General features: G+C 64.3%; 18 protein-coding genes. 9 read left to right on the forward strand and 9 right to left on the reverse strand.

Going from position 1 to position 18,378, the window contains the following annotated elements:
- Positions 1-98: 98 nt before the first annotated feature.
- Together cysQ and nudE are read right to left on the reverse strand one after the other, a co-directional pair.
- Positions 99-917 carry a 3'(2'),5'-bisphosphate nucleotidase CysQ gene (gene cysQ, locus C6A77_RS09595; protein ID WP_114169246.1) on the reverse strand — a complete coding sequence of 273 codons (819 nt, stop codon included), beginning with the start codon at positions 915-917 and terminating at the stop codon, positions 99-101.
- Complete coding sequence (gene nudE / locus C6A77_RS09600) at positions 914-1,480, reverse strand: ADP compounds hydrolase NudE (RefSeq protein WP_114169247.1); 567 nt, start codon at positions 1,478-1,480, stop codon at positions 914-916. Before nudE ends, cysQ begins: the two co-directional genes overlap by 4 nt.
- Positions 1,481-1,544: 64 nt before the next feature.
- Between nudE and yrfG the strand changes: the two genes are divergently transcribed.
- Positions 1,545-2,207: a GMP/IMP nucleotidase gene (gene yrfG, locus C6A77_RS09605; RefSeq protein WP_114169248.1), complete on the forward strand. Its 663-nt coding sequence runs from the start codon at positions 1,545-1,547 to the stop codon at positions 2,205-2,207.
- Between the two features lie 112 nt (positions 2,208-2,319).
- Here yrfG and lysM read toward each other — a convergent pair whose 3' ends face one another.
- Entirely contained in the window at positions 2,320-2,760 is a 441-nt protein-coding gene (gene lysM, locus C6A77_RS09610; protein ID WP_114169249.1) for a peptidoglycan-binding protein LysM, read from the reverse strand.
- Positions 2,761-2,941: 181 nt separating this feature from the next.
- Here lysM and fdhD point away from each other — a divergent pair, with 181 nt between their 5' ends.
- From fdhD to C6A77_RS09625, 3 genes are all read left to right on the forward strand, one after another.
- Complete coding sequence (gene fdhD / locus C6A77_RS09615) at positions 2,942-3,772, forward strand: formate dehydrogenase accessory sulfurtransferase FdhD (protein ID WP_114169250.1); 831 nt, start codon at positions 2,942-2,944, stop codon at positions 3,770-3,772.
- Between the two features lie 5 nt (positions 3,773-3,777).
- Positions 3,778-6,123 (forward strand): FdhF/YdeP family oxidoreductase, encoded by a 2,346-nt coding sequence (locus C6A77_RS09620; RefSeq protein ID WP_114169251.1) that lies wholly within the window; start codon positions 3,778-3,780, stop codon positions 6,121-6,123.
- Between the two features lie 317 nt (positions 6,124-6,440).
- Positions 6,441-6,923, forward strand: a complete 483-nt coding sequence (locus C6A77_RS09625; RefSeq protein WP_114169252.1) for a glycine zipper domain-containing protein — start codon at positions 6,441-6,443, stop codon at positions 6,921-6,923.
- Positions 6,924-6,978: 55 nt separating this feature from the next.
- Here C6A77_RS09625 and C6A77_RS09630 read toward each other — a convergent pair whose 3' ends face one another.
- The 3 genes from C6A77_RS09630 to hslO all read right to left on the reverse strand — a co-directional run bounded on the left by C6A77_RS09630 (position 6,979) and on the right by hslO (position 10,164).
- The gene (locus C6A77_RS09630; RefSeq protein WP_114169253.1) at positions 6,979-7,419 is read right to left on the reverse strand and encodes a thioesterase family protein; all 441 of its coding nucleotides are present in this window, start codon (positions 7,417-7,419) and stop codon (positions 6,979-6,981) included.
- A gap of 124 nt (positions 7,420-7,543) precedes the next feature.
- Positions 7,544-9,085: a phosphoenolpyruvate carboxykinase gene (locus C6A77_RS09635; protein WP_114169254.1), complete on the reverse strand. Its 1,542-nt coding sequence runs from the start codon at positions 9,083-9,085 to the stop codon at positions 7,544-7,546.
- A 179-nt stretch (positions 9,086-9,264) separates the two neighbouring features.
- Positions 9,265-10,164 (reverse strand): Hsp33 family molecular chaperone HslO, encoded by a 900-nt coding sequence (hslO, locus tag C6A77_RS09640; protein ID WP_114169255.1) that lies wholly within the window; start codon positions 10,162-10,164, stop codon positions 9,265-9,267.
- Between the two features lie 122 nt (positions 10,165-10,286).
- Here hslO and C6A77_RS09645 point away from each other — a divergent pair, with 122 nt between their 5' ends.
- Entirely contained in the window at positions 10,287-11,081 is a 795-nt protein-coding gene (locus C6A77_RS09645; RefSeq protein ID WP_114169256.1) for a phosphatase PAP2 family protein, read from the forward strand.
- Between the two features lie 126 nt (positions 11,082-11,207).
- Here C6A77_RS09645 and C6A77_RS09650 read toward each other — a convergent pair whose 3' ends face one another.
- Positions 11,208-11,609 carry a S4 domain-containing protein gene (locus C6A77_RS09650; RefSeq protein ID WP_013970457.1) on the reverse strand — a complete coding sequence of 134 codons (402 nt, stop codon included), beginning with the start codon at positions 11,607-11,609 and terminating at the stop codon, positions 11,208-11,210.
- Positions 11,610-11,718: 109 nt separating this feature from the next.
- Between C6A77_RS09650 and C6A77_RS09655 the strand changes: the two genes are divergently transcribed.
- Positions 11,719-12,201 (forward strand): ATP-dependent zinc protease, encoded by a 483-nt coding sequence (locus C6A77_RS09655; RefSeq protein ID WP_003257436.1) that lies wholly within the window; start codon positions 11,719-11,721, stop codon positions 12,199-12,201.
- Positions 12,198-13,103: a 30S ribosomal protein S6--L-glutamate ligase gene (rimK, locus tag C6A77_RS09660; protein ID WP_114169257.1), complete on the forward strand. Its 906-nt coding sequence runs from the start codon at positions 12,198-12,200 to the stop codon at positions 13,101-13,103. Before C6A77_RS09655 ends, rimK begins: the two co-directional genes overlap by 4 nt.
- Before the next feature lie 90 nt (positions 13,104-13,193).
- Here rimK and C6A77_RS09665 read toward each other — a convergent pair whose 3' ends face one another.
- On the reverse strand, positions 13,194-14,507 hold the full coding sequence (locus C6A77_RS09665; protein ID WP_114169258.1) for an ATP-binding protein: 1,314 nt from the start codon (positions 14,505-14,507) through the stop codon (positions 13,194-13,196).
- 13 nt (positions 14,508-14,520) lie between these two features.
- Positions 14,521-15,261: a two-component system response regulator OmpR gene (ompR, locus tag C6A77_RS09670; RefSeq protein WP_012270052.1), complete on the reverse strand. Its 741-nt coding sequence runs from the start codon at positions 15,259-15,261 to the stop codon at positions 14,521-14,523.
- Between the two features lie 217 nt (positions 15,262-15,478).
- Here ompR and C6A77_RS09675 point away from each other — a divergent pair, with 217 nt between their 5' ends.
- Both C6A77_RS09675 and C6A77_RS09680 read left to right on the forward strand, forming a co-directional pair.
- Complete coding sequence (locus C6A77_RS09675) at positions 15,479-17,803, forward strand: Tex family protein (protein ID WP_114169259.1); 2,325 nt, start codon at positions 15,479-15,481, stop codon at positions 17,801-17,803.
- Positions 17,803-18,186, forward strand: a complete 384-nt coding sequence (locus C6A77_RS09680; protein ID WP_114169260.1) for a PaaI family thioesterase — start codon at positions 17,803-17,805, stop codon at positions 18,184-18,186. Before C6A77_RS09675 ends, C6A77_RS09680 begins: the two co-directional genes overlap by 1 nt.
- The last annotated feature ends 192 nt before the right edge of the window (positions 18,187-18,378 follow it).

Consider the following 18,378-nt stretch of genomic DNA (forward strand, 5'->3'; position numbering starts at 1 on the left):
TTGTGGGAGCTGGCTTGCCGGCGATGGGCCGCAAAGCGGCCCCGGCGATATAGGCGGCGAAGCTGAAATCCTGAACTCCCACAGTGTGGTGATACTCGTCAGATCAGCCTCAGGAAGGCCTGGCGCCAAGCAGCCTTTGCCGGCAACGCCAGGAAATGCGGGTTGAGCAACGACTCCCGCGGCGGGTAGCGGAACGGCAAGCCATCCAGCCCGATCACCTCGCCACCGGCCCCTTCCACCACCCCCTGCGCCGCCGCAGTATCCCACTGCGACGTCGGCGCCAGGCGCGGGTAACAATCGGCGCTACCTTCAGCCAACAGGCAGAACTTCAACGAACTGCCGATGTTGGCCAGCTCCAGCTCACCTAGCGCAGCCCCAAGCCCGGCCAACAGGGCTTCCTGTTCCGGGCTGGAATGCCGGCGGCTGGCGACCACGGTGAAACGCCCGCCCGCCGGCGGTGCGTTGCGTACCTGGATCGGCTGGGCTGCCTCACCGGCCTGCGCACGCCAGGCGCCCAACCCACGGCCACCGAAGTAGCAGCGCCCGTTGGTCGGCATCGACACCACGCCAAACACCACCTCGCCGTTTTCGACCAGGGCGATGTTGACCGTGAACTCCTCGCTGCCGGCGATGAATTCCTTGGTGCCGTCCAGCGGGTCGACCAGCCACCAGCGGCTCCAGCCCTGGCGCTCGGCCAGCGGAATGTTGCAGTCCTCTTCGGACAGCACCGGAATGTGCGGTGCCAGCGCCAGCAGGCCATCTGCAATCACCCGGTGCGCCGCCAGATCGGCGGCGGTGACCGGCGAATCATCGGCCTTGTTGGTCACGGCGACATCGGCGCGCCAGAACGGCAGGATCGCCTCGCCAGCCTGCAGCGCCAGCTTGACCACCTGGTGCATCAGTTGCAGGTCGTTCATAGCTCCAGCAGCCCCCGCTGGATCAGCAGGTCACGGGCCAGGTACAGCGCCGCCAGCGCTCGGCCCTCGGTGAACTGCGGGTGCATGGCCAGCGCCGACAGCTCGCGCAGGTTGACCTTGTCGACCCGCATCGGCTCCGGCTCGTCGCCTTCCAGACGCTCTTCGTACAAGTCGCTGGCCAACACCACCTGGATCTTCTGGCTCATGTAGCCCGGCGACAGCGACAGCTCGGTCAGGTGCTCCAGCTGACGCGCACCAAAACCGGCTTCTTCCTTCAGTTCCCGGTCGGCCGCCGCCAGCACGTCTTCACCCGGCTCGATCAGGCCCTTGGGCAACGACACCTCGTATTCGTCGGTGCCACCGCAATACTCCTCGACCAGCACGGCATGCTCGGCGTCGAGCATGGCCACGATCATCACCGCACCATAGCCGTTGCCCCGGCCCACCAGCCGCTCGTAGGTACGCTCGTTGCCATTGCTGAAACGCAATTGCACGGCTTCGACGCGAAACAGGCGGCTGCTGGCGACAATTTCGCGGCTGAGGACGGTGGGTTTCTGGCGCATGGGGCGGCTCCTTGGCGTGAACGGGTTACTATACCGTGGCTTGCCGACTGATCGAGAGTTTCCCATGCCTGTTCTTCCCTGGTCTGCCATCGATACCGTCCTGCTGGACATGGATGGCACCCTGCTCGACCTGCATTACGATAACCGCTTCTGGCTGGAGCACCTGCCCCAGCGCTATGCCGAGCTGCACGGGGTGAGCCGGGCCATGGCGGAAATGGAGCTGCAGCCGCTGTTCGAACGCAACGCCGGCACGCTGAACTGGTATTGCCTGGACTTCTGGAGCCGCGAGCTGCGCTTGCCGATCCGCGAGCTGAAGCGGGAAATCGCCGACCTGATCGCCCTGCGCCCGGATGCCGATACCTTTCTGGCGGCGCTCCGCAACGCGGGCAAGCGCGTGGTGATGATCACCAATGCGCACCGCGATTCGCTGTCGCTGAAGCTGGAGCGGGTGGAGCTGGCGCCGTATTTCGAGCGGCTGATCAGCTCGCACGATTATGGCTACCCGAAGGAAAGCCCGCAGTTCTGGGATGCCTTGCAGGCGGACATCGGCTTCGACCCGGGGCGCAGCCTGTTCATCGATGACACCCTGGCGATTCTGCGCAGTGCGCGCCGGTTTGGCGTGGGGCATCTGCTGGCTGTGCGCCAGCCCGATAGCAAGGCCCAGCCGCGTGATACCGAGGAGTTTGCGGCGGTCGAGGATTACCGGAAGTTGTTGGTTGGCCTGTGAAGGCCCTTTCGCGGGCTCGCCCGCTCCCACAGATACCTCGCAGGTCCTCAGGCCTGTGGTAATCCTGTGGGAGCTGGCTTGCCGGCGATAGGGCCGGGGCAGGCTGCAGAGATCAATCAGGAATACGCAACACCTGCCCCGGGTAGATCTTGTCCGGGTGCTTGAGCATCGGTTTGTTGGCGTCGAAGATCTTCTGGTACTTGTTGGCGTCGCCGTACACCTTCTTCGAAATGGCACTCAGCGTGTCGCCCTTCTCCACCGTCACGAACCGCGCCGCCTGGGCCACCGGCCCGGTCACGGTGATCTGGTCATCGACGCTGGCAACTCCGGCAATGTTGCCCGCCGCCAGAATGATTTTCTCCTTCTCCTCCTGGCTGGCCACCTCACCTTTGAGGATGATCGTGTCACCCTCCACAGTGGCCGTGATATTCGGGTTGCCCAGGCCGACACTCTCCACGTGTTTCTTTAGCTGCTCTTCGGCATTGGCGTTGCCGGGGGTCAGCAGGTCGATCAACTTCTCGCCCGCTTCCTTGACGAAACTGAACAAGCTCATAGCGCTCTCCTTGTTGACGAAACCTCGGACACAGCAGTCTAGGCCAGCTTTTCTCCCTGCGCCCCTGTGCGGCCAATCGACGCGGTCTATCACGGCATAGACCCTAGCGATTAGACGTCGCCGGCCCACACGCCTAGGCTTGTGCTATTCAGAAAGCTGCCCATTGCCCGATATTGCCCCAATGAAAAGCAAGCCTCCGGTCTGCGCGGCGTCTTCCCCCCTGTGCATGCCCGCAGCCAGTAACACCTACGAGTACGTGCAGCTCAGCGACGCCAGACGCGACAGCACCCCGCTGGCCGAAGAAGTCGCCCTGGCCATCGCCTACAACGGCCTCAACCAGGCGGTGATGCTGGTCAGCCCTACCGACCTCGAAGACTTCGCGGTCGGCTTCAGTGTCGGCAGCGGCATCGTCGAAGGCACCGCAGAAATCTACGACCTGAAGCTCTCCGGCAGTGGCTCGGCGATGTATGCCGACCTGGAGATTTCCAGCCGGGCGTTCTGGAACCTGAAAAACCAGCGCCGCCAGCTGGCCGGCACCAGTGGTTGCGGCCTGTGCGGGGTCGAAGCGCTGGAGCAGGCACTGCCCGAGCTGGCCGAGCTGCCGGGCGCACCATTGCCACCGGCGCAATGGCTGGTCGGCCTGCGTGAACGCATCGATGCCTTCCAGCCCCTCGGCCAGCACTGCGGCGCGGTGCATGCGGCGCTGTTCATGGACCGCCACGGTGAACTGCTGCTCGGTCGCGAAGACATCGGCCGGCACAACGCCCTCGACAAGCTGATCGGCGCCCTGCTGCGCCAAAGCATCGACAGCCAGGGCGGCCTTGCCATCGTCACCAGCCGCTGCAGCCTGGAGCTGATCCAGAAAGTGCTGCGCGCCGGTATCCAGACCCTGGTCAGCCTGTCGGCGCCGACCGGCCTTGCCCTGCAATGGGCGCGCAAGCACAACCTCAACCTCATTCATCTGCCCAAGCACAGCGCACCGCGGGTCTACAGCCCAGCGGCGGAGTCGTAACAGTCGTGACCTCGTACCAGCAACTCCCGGACAACGCCCCAACTTCCTCCCCTCGCTACAAGCCCTACCACGGCCCCGCCGGCGGCTGGGGTGCGCTGCGCAGCGTGGCCAAGGCCTGGGTCGGCAGCGATAACGCGCTGAAGAACATTCGCGCCCTGCTCAAGACCAACCAGAACGGCGGTTTCGACTGCCCCGGCTGCGCCTGGGGCGACTCGCCGGAAAGCGGCATGGTCAAGTTCTGCGAGAACGGCGCCAAGGCGGTGAACTGGGAGGCGACCAAGCGCCGCGTCGATGCCGCCTTCTTCGCCCGCTACAGCGTCACTGCGCTGCTGCAGCAGAGCGACTACTGGCTGGAGTACCAGGGCCGGTTGACCGAACCGATGGTCTACGACGCGCCCAGCGACCGCTACCAACCGATCAGCTGGGACGCCGCCTTCGCCCTGATCGCCCGCGAGCTGAACAAGCTGGCCAGCCCTGACCAGGCCGAGTTCTACACCTCGGGCCGGGCCAGCAACGAGGCGGCGTACCTGTACCAGCTGTTCGTCCGCGCCTACGGCACCAACAATTTCCCCGACTGCTCGAACATGTGCCACGAGGCCAGTGGCGTGGCCCTGGGGCAAAGCGTCGGGGTCGGCAAAGGCACCGTCACCTTTGACGACTTCGAACATGCCGACGCGATTTTCGTCTGGGGCCAGAACCCGGGTACCAATCACCCGCGCATGCTCGACCCGTTGCGTGACGCGGTGAAGCGTGGCGCCCAGGTGGTGTGCATCAACCCGCTCAAGGAGCGTGGCCTGGAACGCTTCCAGCACCCGCAGAACCCGCTGGAAATGCTGACCAACAGCGACCGCCCGACCAACACCGCGTTCTTCCGCCCGGCGCTGGGTGGCGACATGGCGCTGCTGCGCGGCATGGCCAAGTTCGCCTTGCAGTGGGAGCGCGAAGCCCAGGCCAAAGGCGAACCGGCCGTGTTCGACCATGCTTTCATCGCCGAACACGGCCATGGCCTCGACGACTACCTGGCGGTGGTGGATGCCACGCCGTGGGCGCACATCCAGGCCCAGTCCGGCCTGACCCTGGCCGACATCGAACTGGCCGCGCGCATGTACTGCCGCAGCCAGCGGGTGATCATGTGCTGGGCGATGGGCATTACCCAGCACCGCCATTCGGTGCCGACCATCCAGGAAATCGTCAACCTGCAGATGCTGCGCGGCAACATCGGCGTGCCAGGCGCCGGCCTGTGCCCGGTGCGCGGCCACAGCAACGTGCAGGGTGACCGTACCATGGGCATCAACGAGCGCCCGCCGGTGGCTTTGCTGGATGCCATCGAGCAGCGTTTCGGCTTCCCCGTACCCCGCCACGACGGCCACAACACCGTCGAGGCGATCCACGCCATGCTCGACGGCCGGGCCAGGGTCTTCATCGGCCTGGGCGGCAACTTCGCCCAGGCCACGCCGGACACCGAGCGTACCGCCCAGGCACTGCGCAATTGCGAACTGACCGTGCACATCAGCACCAAGCTCAACCGCAGCCACCTGGTACACGGCAAGCAGGCGCTGATCCTGCCGTGCCTGGGCCGCACCGACATCGACCTGCAGGCCGACGGGCCACAGGCGGTCACGGTGGAAGATTCTTTCAGCATGGTGCACGCCTCCAACGGCCAGCTGAAGCCACTGTCGACACAGATGCGCTCGGAACCGGCAGTGATCGCCGGCATTGCCGCCGCCACCCTGGGCAAGAAGCCCGTGGACTGGCACTGGCTGGTGGCCGACTACGACCGCATCCGCGACCTGATTGGCGACACCATCGCCGGCTTCGGCGGCTTCAACCAGCGCTTGCGCGAGCCGGGCGGCTTTTATCTGGGCAACAGCGCCGCCAGCCGCGAATGGAAGACCAGCACCGGCCGGGCCAACTTCAAGGCCAACCTGCTGCCGGACACGCTGCTCGACGAGCGCGTACGCGCCAGCGGCCAGCTGCCGGACCTGGTCATGCAGTCCATGCGTTCGCACGATCAGTACAACACCACCATCTACGGCCTGGACGACCGCTACCGCGGCGTGCGCGGCCAGCGCGAAGTGCTGTTCGTCAACGAGGCCGACATCATCCGCCTGGGCTTCCAGCCGGGGCAGAAGGTCGACATCGTGTCGTTGTGGGGGGACGGGCATGTGCGCCGGGTGCACGGCTTTACCCTGCTGGCGTTCGACATCCCGGCCGGGCAGGCGGCCGCCTATTACCCTGAGGTGAACCCGCTGGTGCCGCTGGAGAGCATCGGCGAGGGCAGCCATACGCCGACCTCGAAGTTCATCGCCATCAAGCTGGAGCGGGCGCGGGACGACGGGCGTATCCTTTAGGAAAGGTGTGGGCTTCTTCGCGGGCTTGCCCGCTCCCACAGGAATTTCACGAACTCGAATCCTGTGGCGTACCTGTGGGAGCGGGCGAGCCCGCGAAGAGGCCGGAAGCGCTAACATCAAAAACGAAAAAAGCCCTGTTCCATTGCGGGTTCAGGGCTTCGTCATAAAAGTCTAGGACAGCGAAAAAACGATAAAGTTTCAGTGTAAATACAGTAACTTAGAGAATTGTGTACAACTCGTGTTACTCGTCGGATTTCCGTTGCAAGACGTGCTTGCAAGGCTCAAATTCGCCTCGTCATCCCTATGAGGCTCTCTTGATGAAGAAGTACTCCTCGATTCTGTTGTTGTCTTTCAGCTTGCTCAGCGGCGTTGCCATGGCAGGCGGCACCACCGAGGCCGGCATTGGCGGCGCATTGGGTGGGGTACTGGGCTCTGTCGTGGGCAACTCCATCGGTGGCAGCACCGGCGGCGCCATTGGTGCCGGTCTGGGCGGTGCAGCAGGCGGTGCCCTGGGCGCAGACAAACGCCAGCGTGGTGAGGCCGCTATCGGCGGTGCGCTGGGCGCTGCAGGTGGTAACGTGGTCGGTCGCTCGGTAGGCGGCACCACCGGTAGCTACATTGGCGCGGCAGCCGGCGGTGGCGCCGGTGGCGCACTGGGTAACTACATGGGTAACAAGGCCGACGAAGACGATTACCGCGATGGCCGCCGCTACCGTCGCGGCTACGACGATGACCGTCGTCACTGGGACCGTGGTCACCACTACGGCCACCGCAAGCACAAGCGCCACTGGCGCGACTAACGCCTGAGGGCCTTGCCCCGGCAACAAAAGCCCCGCCCCTGCCAGCGGGGCTTTTTCATGCCTGCTGTTCCAGCACTACGCCAGACAGGATCATTTCCAGCGCTGCCGGCAACGCTACGGGCCGCCCGCTGGCACGCTCGACGAACACCTGCACCACCGTGCCTGCCGCACACGCCTCCGGCTCACCCGGGCGGAACAGCGCCAGGCGGTACTCCACCGTACTGCCCGCCAGGCGCACGACCCCCAAGCCCACTTCCAGCACATCCGGGAAGCTCGGCAAGGCATAGAAATCTGCCGTCGAACTGATCACCAGAGCCGCCAGCTCGCCATCGCGCAGGTCCAGTTCGGCCTGTTCGACGAGGAATGCCTGGACCGCGGTTTCGAAAAAGCCGTGCACGGTGGCACCGGCGATGTGGCCGTTCAGGTCGTTGTCCTGCGGGCGGGTGAGGATGGGGTGGAAGTGGGAGAAGGCAGTGCGCTGAGGGGATTCGGTCATCTGGCTGGCTCTTGTCTTCGCAATGGATGCTGACAGTGAAACAGAAAAACCAGCTTTTCGCTGCCTGTGTAGAAAGCAAAAAAGCCGCCCCAAGGGGCGGCTCTTTGGTTGCAGCCGGTTCAGCTTACAGCTGCGGGCCAGCGGCCTTGATGGCGTCGGAAACTTCGAACTTCTTGAAGTTTTCGATGAACAGCTTGGCCAGGCCTTTGGCGGCTTCGTCGTAGGCAGCCTTGTCAGCCCAGTTGGTGCGCGGGTTGAGCAGTTCGGTATCAACGCCCGGAACGGCCTTCGGCACGTCCAGGTTGATGATGTCCAGGTGCTCGGTTTCGGCACCGATCAGCGCGCCGCTCTGGATCGCAGCGATCACCGCACGGGTGGTCGGGATGCTGAAGCGCTTGCCCACGCCGTAGCCACCGCCGGTCCAGCCGGTGTTGACCAGGTAGACCTTCGAGTCGAAGCCCTTGATACGCTTGATCAGCAGCTCGGCGTACTCGCCAGCCGGGCGTGGGAAGAACGGCGCACCGAAGCAGGTGGAGAAGGTCGACTTGATACCGCTGCCCGAACCCATTTCGGTAGAACCGACCAGCGCGGTGTAGCCGGACAGGAAGTGGTAGGCCGCCTGCTCGTTGTTCAGGATCGACACCGGAGGCAGAACACCGGTCAGGTCGCAGGTCAGGAAGATGACTGCGTTCGGCTCGCCGCCCAGGTTCGCTTCGGAACGCTTGGCAACGTGCTCCAGCGGGTAGGCCGCACGGCTGTTCTGGGTCAGGCTGACATCGCTGTAATCGGCGTGCTTGTTGGCGTCGAGGACGACGTTTTCCAGCACGGCGCCATGCTTGATGGCTTTCCAGATGACCGGCTCGTTCTTCTCGGACAGGTCGATGCACTTGGCGTAGCAGCCGCCTTCGATGTTGAACACCACGCCCTCGCCCCAGCCGTGCTCGTCGTCACCGATCAGGTAACGGCTCTCGTCGGCCGACAGGGTGGTCTTGCCGGTGCCGGACAGGCCGAAGAACAGGGTTACATCACCAGCTTCACCGATGTTGGCGGCGCAGTGCATCGGCAGTACGTCGGCAGCCGGCAGCAGGAAGTTCTGCACCGAGAACATGGCTTTCTTCATTTCGCCGGCGTAGCGCATGCCAGCGATCAGCACCTTCTTCTGGGCGAAGTTGATGATCACGCAGCCATCGGAGTTGGTGCCGTCACGCTCAGGCTCGCAGACGAAGTTGGCGACGTTGAGGACCTGCCACTCGTCACGGCCAGCCGGGTTGTACTGCTCAGGGTTGATGAACAGGCAACGACCGAACAGGTTTTGCCAGGCAGTCTGGGTGGTCATCTTCACCGGCAGGTAGTGCTCGGCCGCAGCCCCTACGTGAACGTAGGAAACGAAGTGATCCTGGGCGCTGTTGAACGCCTCGACGCGCGCCCACAGGGCATCGAACTTGTCGGCCGGGAACTTGCGGTTGATCGGGCCCCAGGCGATGGCGTCCTGGGTGGAAGGCTCTTCGACGATGAAACGGTCAGCCGGCGAACGGCCAGTACGGTGACCAGTCTCCACGACCAGTGCGCCAGTATCGGCTAGTACGCCTTCACCGCGTTGCAGCGCTTCTTTTACCAGCTCATCGACGCTCAGGTCGGTGTACACGGTGTTGTTGGCTTGCGTCATGAGATACCCCATCCGGCCCGAGGCCGAGTGCTCCAAACGTTTTGTAGTTGTCTTGAAAAAACTACTACAGCGAAAAAAGTGGCCGGATTATGCCAGAAACGCCCAAAAAAAGTAGGCCCCTCCTGTCAGAACTGCGCTTTTGCGCAATTCGACAGGAGATTGTCCTGTGTTTAAACGTTTCAGTGGCGAGTTTCTGAGGCGGCGTCCGTACCGCCACCGGCAAACAGTTGCGCCACATCGCTGGCGTCGAAGAAATAGCGTTCGTTGCAGAACTGGCAGTCGATCTCGACCTGCCCGCCGCATTCTTCCACCAGCGCCTTGGCATCTTGCTCGCCCAAACTGACCAGCGCATTGCCGGAACGTTCGCGCGAGCAACTGCAATTGAAGCGCAGCGGCTGGATGTCGAACAGGCGCACGGCGTCCTCGTGGTACAGGCGATGCAGTAACGTTTCGTTGCCTTCGGCCCACTCCTCGGGCTTGAGGGTCTTGGCCAGGGCAACCACGTGTTGCCAGCTGTCCTCACGCTCTTCGTCGTCCGGCTGACGATCGCGCGGCAGCTGCTGCAGCAGCAGGCCACGCGCCTTGCCGCCTTCGGCATTGAGCCAGAAACGTGTGTTGAGCTGCTGCGACTGGACGAAGTAGTTGGTGAAGCACTCCGCCAGGTCGGCGCCATCGAGGTCGACGGTGCCCTGGTAGCGCTGGCCCTTGACCGGATCGATGGTCAGCGTCAGGTGGCCGTCGGGCATCAGCTGCGACAGGCTGGCACCGGCCGGGATCTGTTCGGCTTCATAGCGGGCCATGCCACGGATATCGCGGTCGCCGGAGCATTCGACCATCAGCAGCGGGATCGGCCCGGCAGAGCGCGCCTGCAGAATCAGCAGGCCGTCGAACTTCAGCGCCCCGACCAGCAGAGCGGTGGCGGCCATCAGCTCGCCGAGCAGTACCTGCACCGGCTGCGGGTACTGGTGACGCGCCAGCACCGCGGCATAGCTGTCATCGAGAGACACCCACTCGCCGCGCACATCGCGCTCGTCGAAGATGAAACGTTGGGTGAAATCGGTATCAGGCAAATCGCTCATAGGTTTTGGCTATCTGAAAAATGATGACAAAATGGTTACAAGGGTTTTCGGAAAACCCGCGAGAACCCGATGACAGAGCGCTCACGAGGCGCTCCGATTCCTGTTTGCAATAGAGGTATTTTATGGACAATCGACCACTGTTCCAAGCAAGGTGGTCCTGGGGGCCGTTGGCAGCCTGTACGCTGCTTCCCATCGCTCTACTGTGTTTCTGGTTATGGCCCATTGGCCAGATCCTGTGCCTGACTTTCGACGAATGGCTGTTCCGCAGCCTGAATGCGCCGCTGGCCGACCACGCCATCTGGCGCTACGTCTGGACTGTCGGGAGCCTGCGCCCGTTCGACATCGTCGTCGGCCTGATCCTTCTGGCAGTGCTGATCCGCGGCGATTGGGTATTCAAAGCCACCCAGGTGCGCCAGGCCTTTTTCGGTTTTCTGGTCACGCTGATCCTCTTAGTGGTGATTCGCGCGCTGTTTTCCAAGTGGGTGGATGCCGCCGGCTGGCAACACAAGAGCCCGTCGATGGTCTTCGCCGACGTTGTGCACCTGAGTGACTACTACCCGAACCTGGAAGCGGCCTGGGAGCTCAAGGACCGCTCCAGCAAGAGTTTCCCGGGCGATCATGCCTCGGTGCTGCTGATCTGGGCACTGTTCATGAGCGTGTTCAGCCGCCGCCTGTTGCAGTATCTGGTGGTCTGGGGGCTGGCCTTCCTGTTCATGCTGCCGCGCCTGGTGGCCGGGGCGCACTGGGGACAGGATGACTATATCGGCGGGCTGCTGATGGCGGTGCTGGCGTTGGGCTGGAGCTGCTACACGCCGCTGGCGGCCAAGGGCAGCGAGGTGTTGATGCGGTGGACGGCGCCGTTGTTCAACCTGCTGGGCAAATTACCATTGGTCGGACGGATGGCCGTTACCCGTTAGGGCCATGGGGCTGCTGCACAGCCCATCGCAGGCAAGCCAGCTCCCACAGGTACTGCGTAAGTCCCGAAACCTTTGCGATCCCTGTGGGAGCTGGCGTGCCGGCGATGGGGCGCAAAGCGGCCCCGGCTACTCGAAGCTGCCATGCAGCTGGTGAATCTGCCGCCGCTGCTTCTTGGTCGGCCGCCCATCGGTGGTCACACCCATGGCCCCGGCCTTGCGCAACTCGGCCGCCTGCTCGCGCCGGCGCACGCTGTCCTCGGTTTCTTCGTACAGCGTCTGCGCCTCCGGCGCCCCACGCCTTACCACCGACAGCGCCTTGACCACCACCGTGCGCTCGTCGAACCCGGTGCGCAGCACGAACTCGTCACCCACGCGCGGCTCCTTGCCCGGTTTGCAACGCTCGCCCCGGCAATGCACCTTGCCACTCTCGATCGCCGCCTTGGCCAGGGCGCGGGTCTTGTAGAAGCGCGCCGCCCACAGCCATTTGTCCAGGCGGACCTTGTCGTCGTCTTCGGCTTTTTGTGCCATCCCGTTACCTCGAATGCTGTATTTCACCGAACTGTACTACCGTAACCAGCGGATGCAAAAAATCCCCGCCGTGCTTACAGTTCACCACCTTATCCGCAGGGTGCGTTCCGTGAAGACATTTGACCATTTGACTGTGATCGGCCTGCGCGAGTGGGTGGCCCTGCCCGACCTTGGCGTGGCCGGGCTGCGCGCCAAGATCGACACCGGCGCCAGCACCTCCAGCCTGCACGCCACCGAGGTGGAGCCGTTCGAGCGCGACGGCCAACCCTGGGTCCGTTTCACCGCGCATCTGGGCTCGGTGGTGCAGTTGCGTCACCGCCGCTGCGAGGCACCGCTGGTCACCATGAAGACCATCAAGAGCTCCAACGGCCAGGCCCAGACCCGTTATGTCATCCGCACGTCATTGGCCTTGGGCGATGGTGTGTGGGAAGTGGAGTTCACCCTGGCCTGCCGCAAGAACATGCGTTACCGCCTGTTGCTGGGCTCCAAGGCGCTGATCCATGGCCAGCTGGTGGTCAACCCTGGCCTGAAATACGTTCAAGACAAACCGGCCTTCCCGGCCACCCTTTCCACTGCCACAGGTGCTGCATGAAGATCGCTGTGCTGTCGCGCAATCCGCGTCTGTATTCCACCCGCCGCCTGGTCGAGGCCGGCACCCAGCGGGGCCACGAAATGGTGGTGATCGATACCCTGCGGGCGTACATGAACATTGCCAGCCACAAGCCGCAGATCCACTACCGCGGCAAACCGCTGGAAGGCTTCGACGCGGTGATTCCGCGCATTGGTGCCTCGGTAACCTTCTATGGCTGCGCGGTGCTGCGCCAGTTCGAGATGATGGGCGTGTATCCGCTCAACGAATCGGTGGCGATTGCCCGTTCGCGCGACAAGCTGCGTTCGCTGCAACTGCTGTCGCGGCGCGGTATCGGCCTGCCGATCACCGGCTTCGCCCATTCGCCGGACGATATCCCCGACCTGATCCAGATGGTCAATGGCGCGCCGCTGGTGATCAAGGTGCTGGAAGGCACCCAGGGCATCGGCGTGGTGCTGTGCGAGACCACCAAGGCCGCCGAGTCGGTGATCGAGGCGTTCATGGGGCTGAAGCAGAACATCATGGTTCAGGAGTACATCCAGGAGGCGGGTGGCGCAGACATCCGCTGCTTCGTGGTCGGTGACAAGGTCATCGCTTCGATGAAGCGCCAGGCCAAACCGGGGGAATTCCGCTCCAACCTGCACCGTGGCGGGGTCGCCAGCCTGATCAAGATCACCCCGGAAGAACGCATGACCGCCATTCGCGCGGCCAAGGTGATGGGCTTGAGCGTGGCGGGGGTGGATATCCTGCGTTCCAACCATGGGCCGCTGGTGATGGAAGTGAACTCGTCGCCGGGGCTGGAAGGTATCGAGGTGACCACCGGCAAGAACGTGGCCGGGATGATCATCGAGCATCTGGAGAAGAATGGCGGGCCTAATCAGACCCGGACCAAAGGTAAGGGCTGAAATCCTGGGGCTGCTGTGCAGCCCATCGCGACACAAGGCCGCTCCCACACCCTGTGGGAGCGGCTTTAGCCGCGAAGAGGCCGGTGACCCTCACACGGCATTCCGCGGCAGCAACAACCCCAGCGGCAACCTCACCCGCGCCTCGATCCCGCCACCGGACCGGTTGCGCAACTCGACATTGCCGCCATGCTGCGCCGCGATCCGCTTGACGATCGCCAGCCCCAGCCCGGTGCCTTTGCCGCCGCGCGCCCGGTCCCCGCGAATGAACGGGTTGAAGATGGTCTCCAGCTCCGACTCATCAATGCCGGTCCCGCGATCCAGCACGCTCAACACCACATACGGTGCGCTCTCGTCACCCGACACATAAGCGGCCACTTCGACGCCCTTGCCGGCGTGGTGCAAGGCGTTGCCGATCAGGTTGCCCAGCATGCGCTTGAGCGAAACCCGACGCAGCGGGAACGGCGGGATCGGCTCCAGGCACAAGCGCACCCGTTCTACCGGCTGGTTGTACGGCGCCACCACTTCGCGCACCAGGTCGGCCAGGTCGACCTCTTCCACCGGCTCGTCACGGCCATCGCGGATAAAGGCCAGGAACTGGTCGAGAATCGCGTCCATGTCCTCGATATCACGGACCATGTCGTCACTCAGTTCATTGTCGCTGTTCAGCAACGACAGTGACAGGCGCAGGCGGGTCAGCGGTGTGCGCAGGTCATGGGAAACCCCGGCCAGCATCAGCTCGCGCTCGCGCCCGGCCTGTTCGACATCTTCGGCCATCTGGTTGAAGGCCTTGTACACCTCGGTCATCTCGCTGGGCGTGTCGCTGATCGGCAGGCGTACGCTGCGCCCCTGGCCCAGCTGGCGAGCGGCGAACACCAGGCGCTTGAGCGGCTGGTTCAGCTGACGCACGAAGATCCATGCCGAAGCGGTGGACAACAGGCCGATGGCCAGGAACCAACCCAGCACGTTCCAGATCTTCTGCCCACGCAGCGGGTGCGGGTAAAGCGGCACCTTCAACCAGCCTGGGCCCAGGCTCGGCGCATTGACCCACAACGCCGGTGGCGCATGAATGCGTAGCCGTACTTCGGTGTCTTCGCCCAGCTCGGCCTGCATCTGCCGTTGGTAGATTTCGCTGTACGGCCAGTGCTGCTCGCCCTCGGGCACACCCGAGCCGGTGACCCGGATGAGGCCTGCCGCCTCGGCGATTCTGTCGCGGTTTTCTTCGTCCGCTGCCCAATAGGCGCGCAAGGTCAGCGCCACACCGTGGCTGTACTGACGGTCGACCAGCACATCCTCGTTCATCAGCAGGTAGACCAGGGTCAAGGCCTTGGAGAACAGGACGACGATCAACACCAGCCACAGGGTGCGAGCGAAGAAGCTTTGCGGAAACCAGAGCGGTGTTTTCATCGACGGCGCAGCATCACTTACCGGCGTTCCCGTCCGGCACGAACACGTAGCCCACGCCCCAGACAGTCTGGATATAACGCGGCTTGGACGGGTCCGGCTCGATCATGCGGCGCAGGCGGGAAATTTGCACATCGATGGAGCGCTCCAGCGCATCCCATTCGCGACCGCGAGCCAGGTTCATCAGCTTGTCGCGGGTCAGCGGCTCGCGTGCGTGCATGACCAGCGCCTTGAGCACGGCGAACTCGCCGGTGGTCAGCATGTGCACTTCATCGCCACGCTTGAGCTCACGGGTGGCCAGCGACAGCTCGTAGTCGCCGAAGGTGACCGACTCGTCTTCGCTGCCCGGCGCGCCCGGCACGCTCGGTGCCTGGCGGCGCAGCACGGCCTTGACCCGGGCCATGAGCTCGTCCGGGTTGAACGGCTTGCCCAGGTAGTCGTCGGCGCCCAGTTCCAGGCCCTTGATACGGCTGAGCTCGTCACCCTTGGCGGTGAGCATGATGATCGGAATCTGGTTGTTCTGCTGACGCAGGCGCTTGCATGCCGACAGGCCATCTTCGCCGGGCAGCATCAGGTCGAGCACCACCAGGTTGAACACCTCACGCTGCAGCAGACGGTCCATCTGCTCGGTGTTGGGCACCGCGCGGGCACGGTAGCCCTTGCTGGTGAAGAAACGTTCCAGCAGGCTGCTCAGCCCCGGGTCGTCATCGACGATGAGAATCTTGTCACCTTCAGCGGTGTTTGGCGTGCCGGTCATGAATAACTCCTCTGATATCGCCGCGCATTATGGCGTAGCCATTGCTGCACGTTGCGTGAGCATTGTTAGCAGATTTTTCCCTCAGCGCCAGTTCCGGCTGGCCGGGCGCCATCACCGCAAGCCGTTTGCGATGGGTATAATGCGCGGCTTTCATCCAGCGCCGCCGGGCGACAGGCCCACAGGCGACCCCCGTATTCACAAATGTCAGGTGGTTTACATGGACAGCATCAACAGCCGTATCGCCGAGGAACTGGGCGTACGCCCTCAGCAGGTCGAGGCGGCCGTGGGCCTGTTGGACGAAGGCTCGACCGTGCCCTTCATCGCCCGCTACCGCAAGGAAGTGACCGGTAGCCTGGACGATACCCAGCTGCGCCATCTGGAAGAGCGCCTGCGCTACCTGCGTGAACTCGACGAGCGCCGCGCCAGCATCCTGGCCAGCATCCAGGAGCAAGGCAAGCTGACCCCGGAACTGGCCCGCGAGATCAACCTGGCCGACACCAAGACCCGCCTCGAAGACCTTTACCTGCCGTACAAGCAGAAGCGCCGCACCAAGGGCCAGATCGCCCTCGAAGCCGGCCTCGGCGAACTGGCCGACGGCCTGTTCAACGACCCGAGCCTGGCCCCGGAGAGCGAGGCCGCGCGCTTCGTCGACGCCGACAAAGGCGTGGCCGACGTCAAGGCCGCGCTGGAAGGCGCCAAGTACATCCTCATGGAGCGCTTCGCCGAAGACGCCGGGCTGCTCGACAAGCTGCGCAGCTTCCTCAAGCAGGAGGCCGTGCTCAGCGCCCGCGTGGTACCCGGCAAGGAAGAGGAAGGCGCCAAGTTCCGCGACTACTTCGCGCATGACGAACTGCTGCGCACGGCCCCGTCGCACCGGGCCCTGGCAATCTTCCGCGGGCGTAACGAAGGCGTGCTGAGCGCGTCGCTGAAAGTGGGTGAGGAACTGCCCGGCACCCTGCACCCGTGCGAGCTGATGATCGGCAACCATGTCGGTATCGAGAACCGTAACCGCCCGGCCGACAAGTGGCTCGGCGAGGTGGTGCGCTGGACCTGGAAGGTCAAGCTGTACACCCACCTGGAAACCGACCTGTTCGGCGAGCTGCGCGACAATGCCGAAGGCGAGGCGATCAACGTGTTCGCCCACAACCTGCACGACCTGCTGCTGGCCGCCCCGGCCGGCCCGCGTGCCACCCTGGGCTTCGACCCGGGCCTGCGCACCGGCTGCAAGATCGCCGTGGTCGATGCCACCGGCAAGCTGCTGGACCACACCACGGTCTACCCGCACGCGCCGAAGAACGACTGGGACCGCACCATTTCCATCATGGCCGCGCTGTGCGCCAAGCATTCGGTGGAACTGATCGCCATCGGCAATGGCACCGCCAGCCGCGAAAGTGACAAGCTGGTGACCGAACTGGTCAAGAAGTACCCGGCGTTGAAGATCACCAAGGTCATGGTCTCCGAGGCCGGCGCTTCGGTGTACTCCGCCTCGGAACTGGCCGCCCGCGAATTCCCCGACCTGGATGTATCGATCCGTGGCGCCGTCTCCATCGCCCGCCGCCTGCAGGACCCACTGGCCGAGCTGGTGAAGATCGACCCGAAATCCATTGGCGTCGGCCAGTACCAGCACGACGTGTCCCAGGTGAAGCTGGCGCGTGGCCTGGACGCCGTGGTCGAGGACTGCGTGAACGCCGTCGGCGTGGATGTAAACACCGCCTCGGTGGCGCTGCTGACCCGTATTTCCGGCCTCAACGCCACGCTGGCGCAGAACATCGTCGCCCACCGCGACGCCAACGGCCCGTTCGCCACCCGCGCGGCGCTGAAGAAGGTCAGCCGCCTGGGCGAGAAAACCTTCGAGCAGGCTGCCGGCTTCCTGCGGGTAATGAACGGCGACAACCCGCTGGACGCCTCTGCGGTTCACCCCGAGGCCTACCCGCTGGTGCAGCGCATCGCCGCCAATACCGACCGCGACATCCGTTCGCTGATCGGCGACAGCAGCTTCCTCAAGCGCCTGGACCCGAAGCAGTTCACCGACGAAACCTTCGGCCTGCCGACCGTCACCGACATCCTGCAAGAGCTGGACAAGCCAGGCCGCGACCCACGCCCCGAGTTCAAGACCGCCACCTTCCAGGACGGCGTCGAAGACCTCAAGGACCTCGAGCCAGGCATGATCCTCGAAGGCGTGGTGACCAACGTCACCAACTTCGGTGCCTTCGTCGACATCGGCGTGCACCAGGACGGCCTGGTGCATATCTCGGCGCTGTCGGAAAAGTTCGTCAAAGACCCGCGTGAAGCGGTCAAGGCCGGCGATGTGGTCAAGGTCAAGGTCATGGAAGTGGACATTCCGCGCAAGCGCGTCGGCCTGTCCATGCGCATGAGCGATACCCCGGGCGAGAAGGTCGAAGGCAACCGCGGGGGTAACCGTGGCAACGGCGGCAACCGCCAGCAGCAGGCCCCGCGCCAGCGCGAGACCGCCACTGCCGCCCCCGGCAACAATGCCATGGCCGCCCTGTTCGCCAACGCCAAGCAGTTGAAGAAAAAGTGATGGACGTTCCTTGCGAATACGTTCAGAGCGCCTTCAGCCAGCTCCTCGGCTGCCGCCTGCAACGCCTGGAAACCGGTGTTGCCGAGGTAGCCCTGGCGCTCGAGCCGCACTTGCGCAACCGTGGCCAGAAGCTGCACGGCGGGGCGATCTTCAGCCTGGTGGACATCGCCATGGGCCTGGCCTGCTCGGCCAGCCATGGTTTTGACCAGCAAAGCGTCACCATCGAGTGCAAGATCAACTACATGCGCGCCGTCAGCGAGGGTGAAGTGTTGTGCACCGCTCGCGTGCTGCACGCCGGGCGACGCACCCTGGTGGTCGACGCCGACGTAGTCCAGGGCGACAAACTGGTGGCGAAAGCGCAAGGAACCTTTGCGGTTCTCTAGCTCAGCAACCGGTATCTGCGGTATTTTCGGCAACAGCAGGGGGGGGGGGGGGGGGGGCCCCCCCCCCCCCCGGGGGGGGGGGGGGGGGGCGCGGGGGGCCCCGCGGGGGGGGGGGGGGGGGGCCCCCCGCGAGCACACCCCCCCCCCCCACACCCAGAGGCGAGAAAGCGCCCCCCACGCCCAACCCCCCAA

It is taken from the genome of Pseudomonas sp. AFG_SD02_1510_Pfu_092, from assembly GCF_003331055.1.
GTDB lineage: Bacteria > Pseudomonadota > Gammaproteobacteria > Pseudomonadales > Pseudomonadaceae > Aquipseudomonas.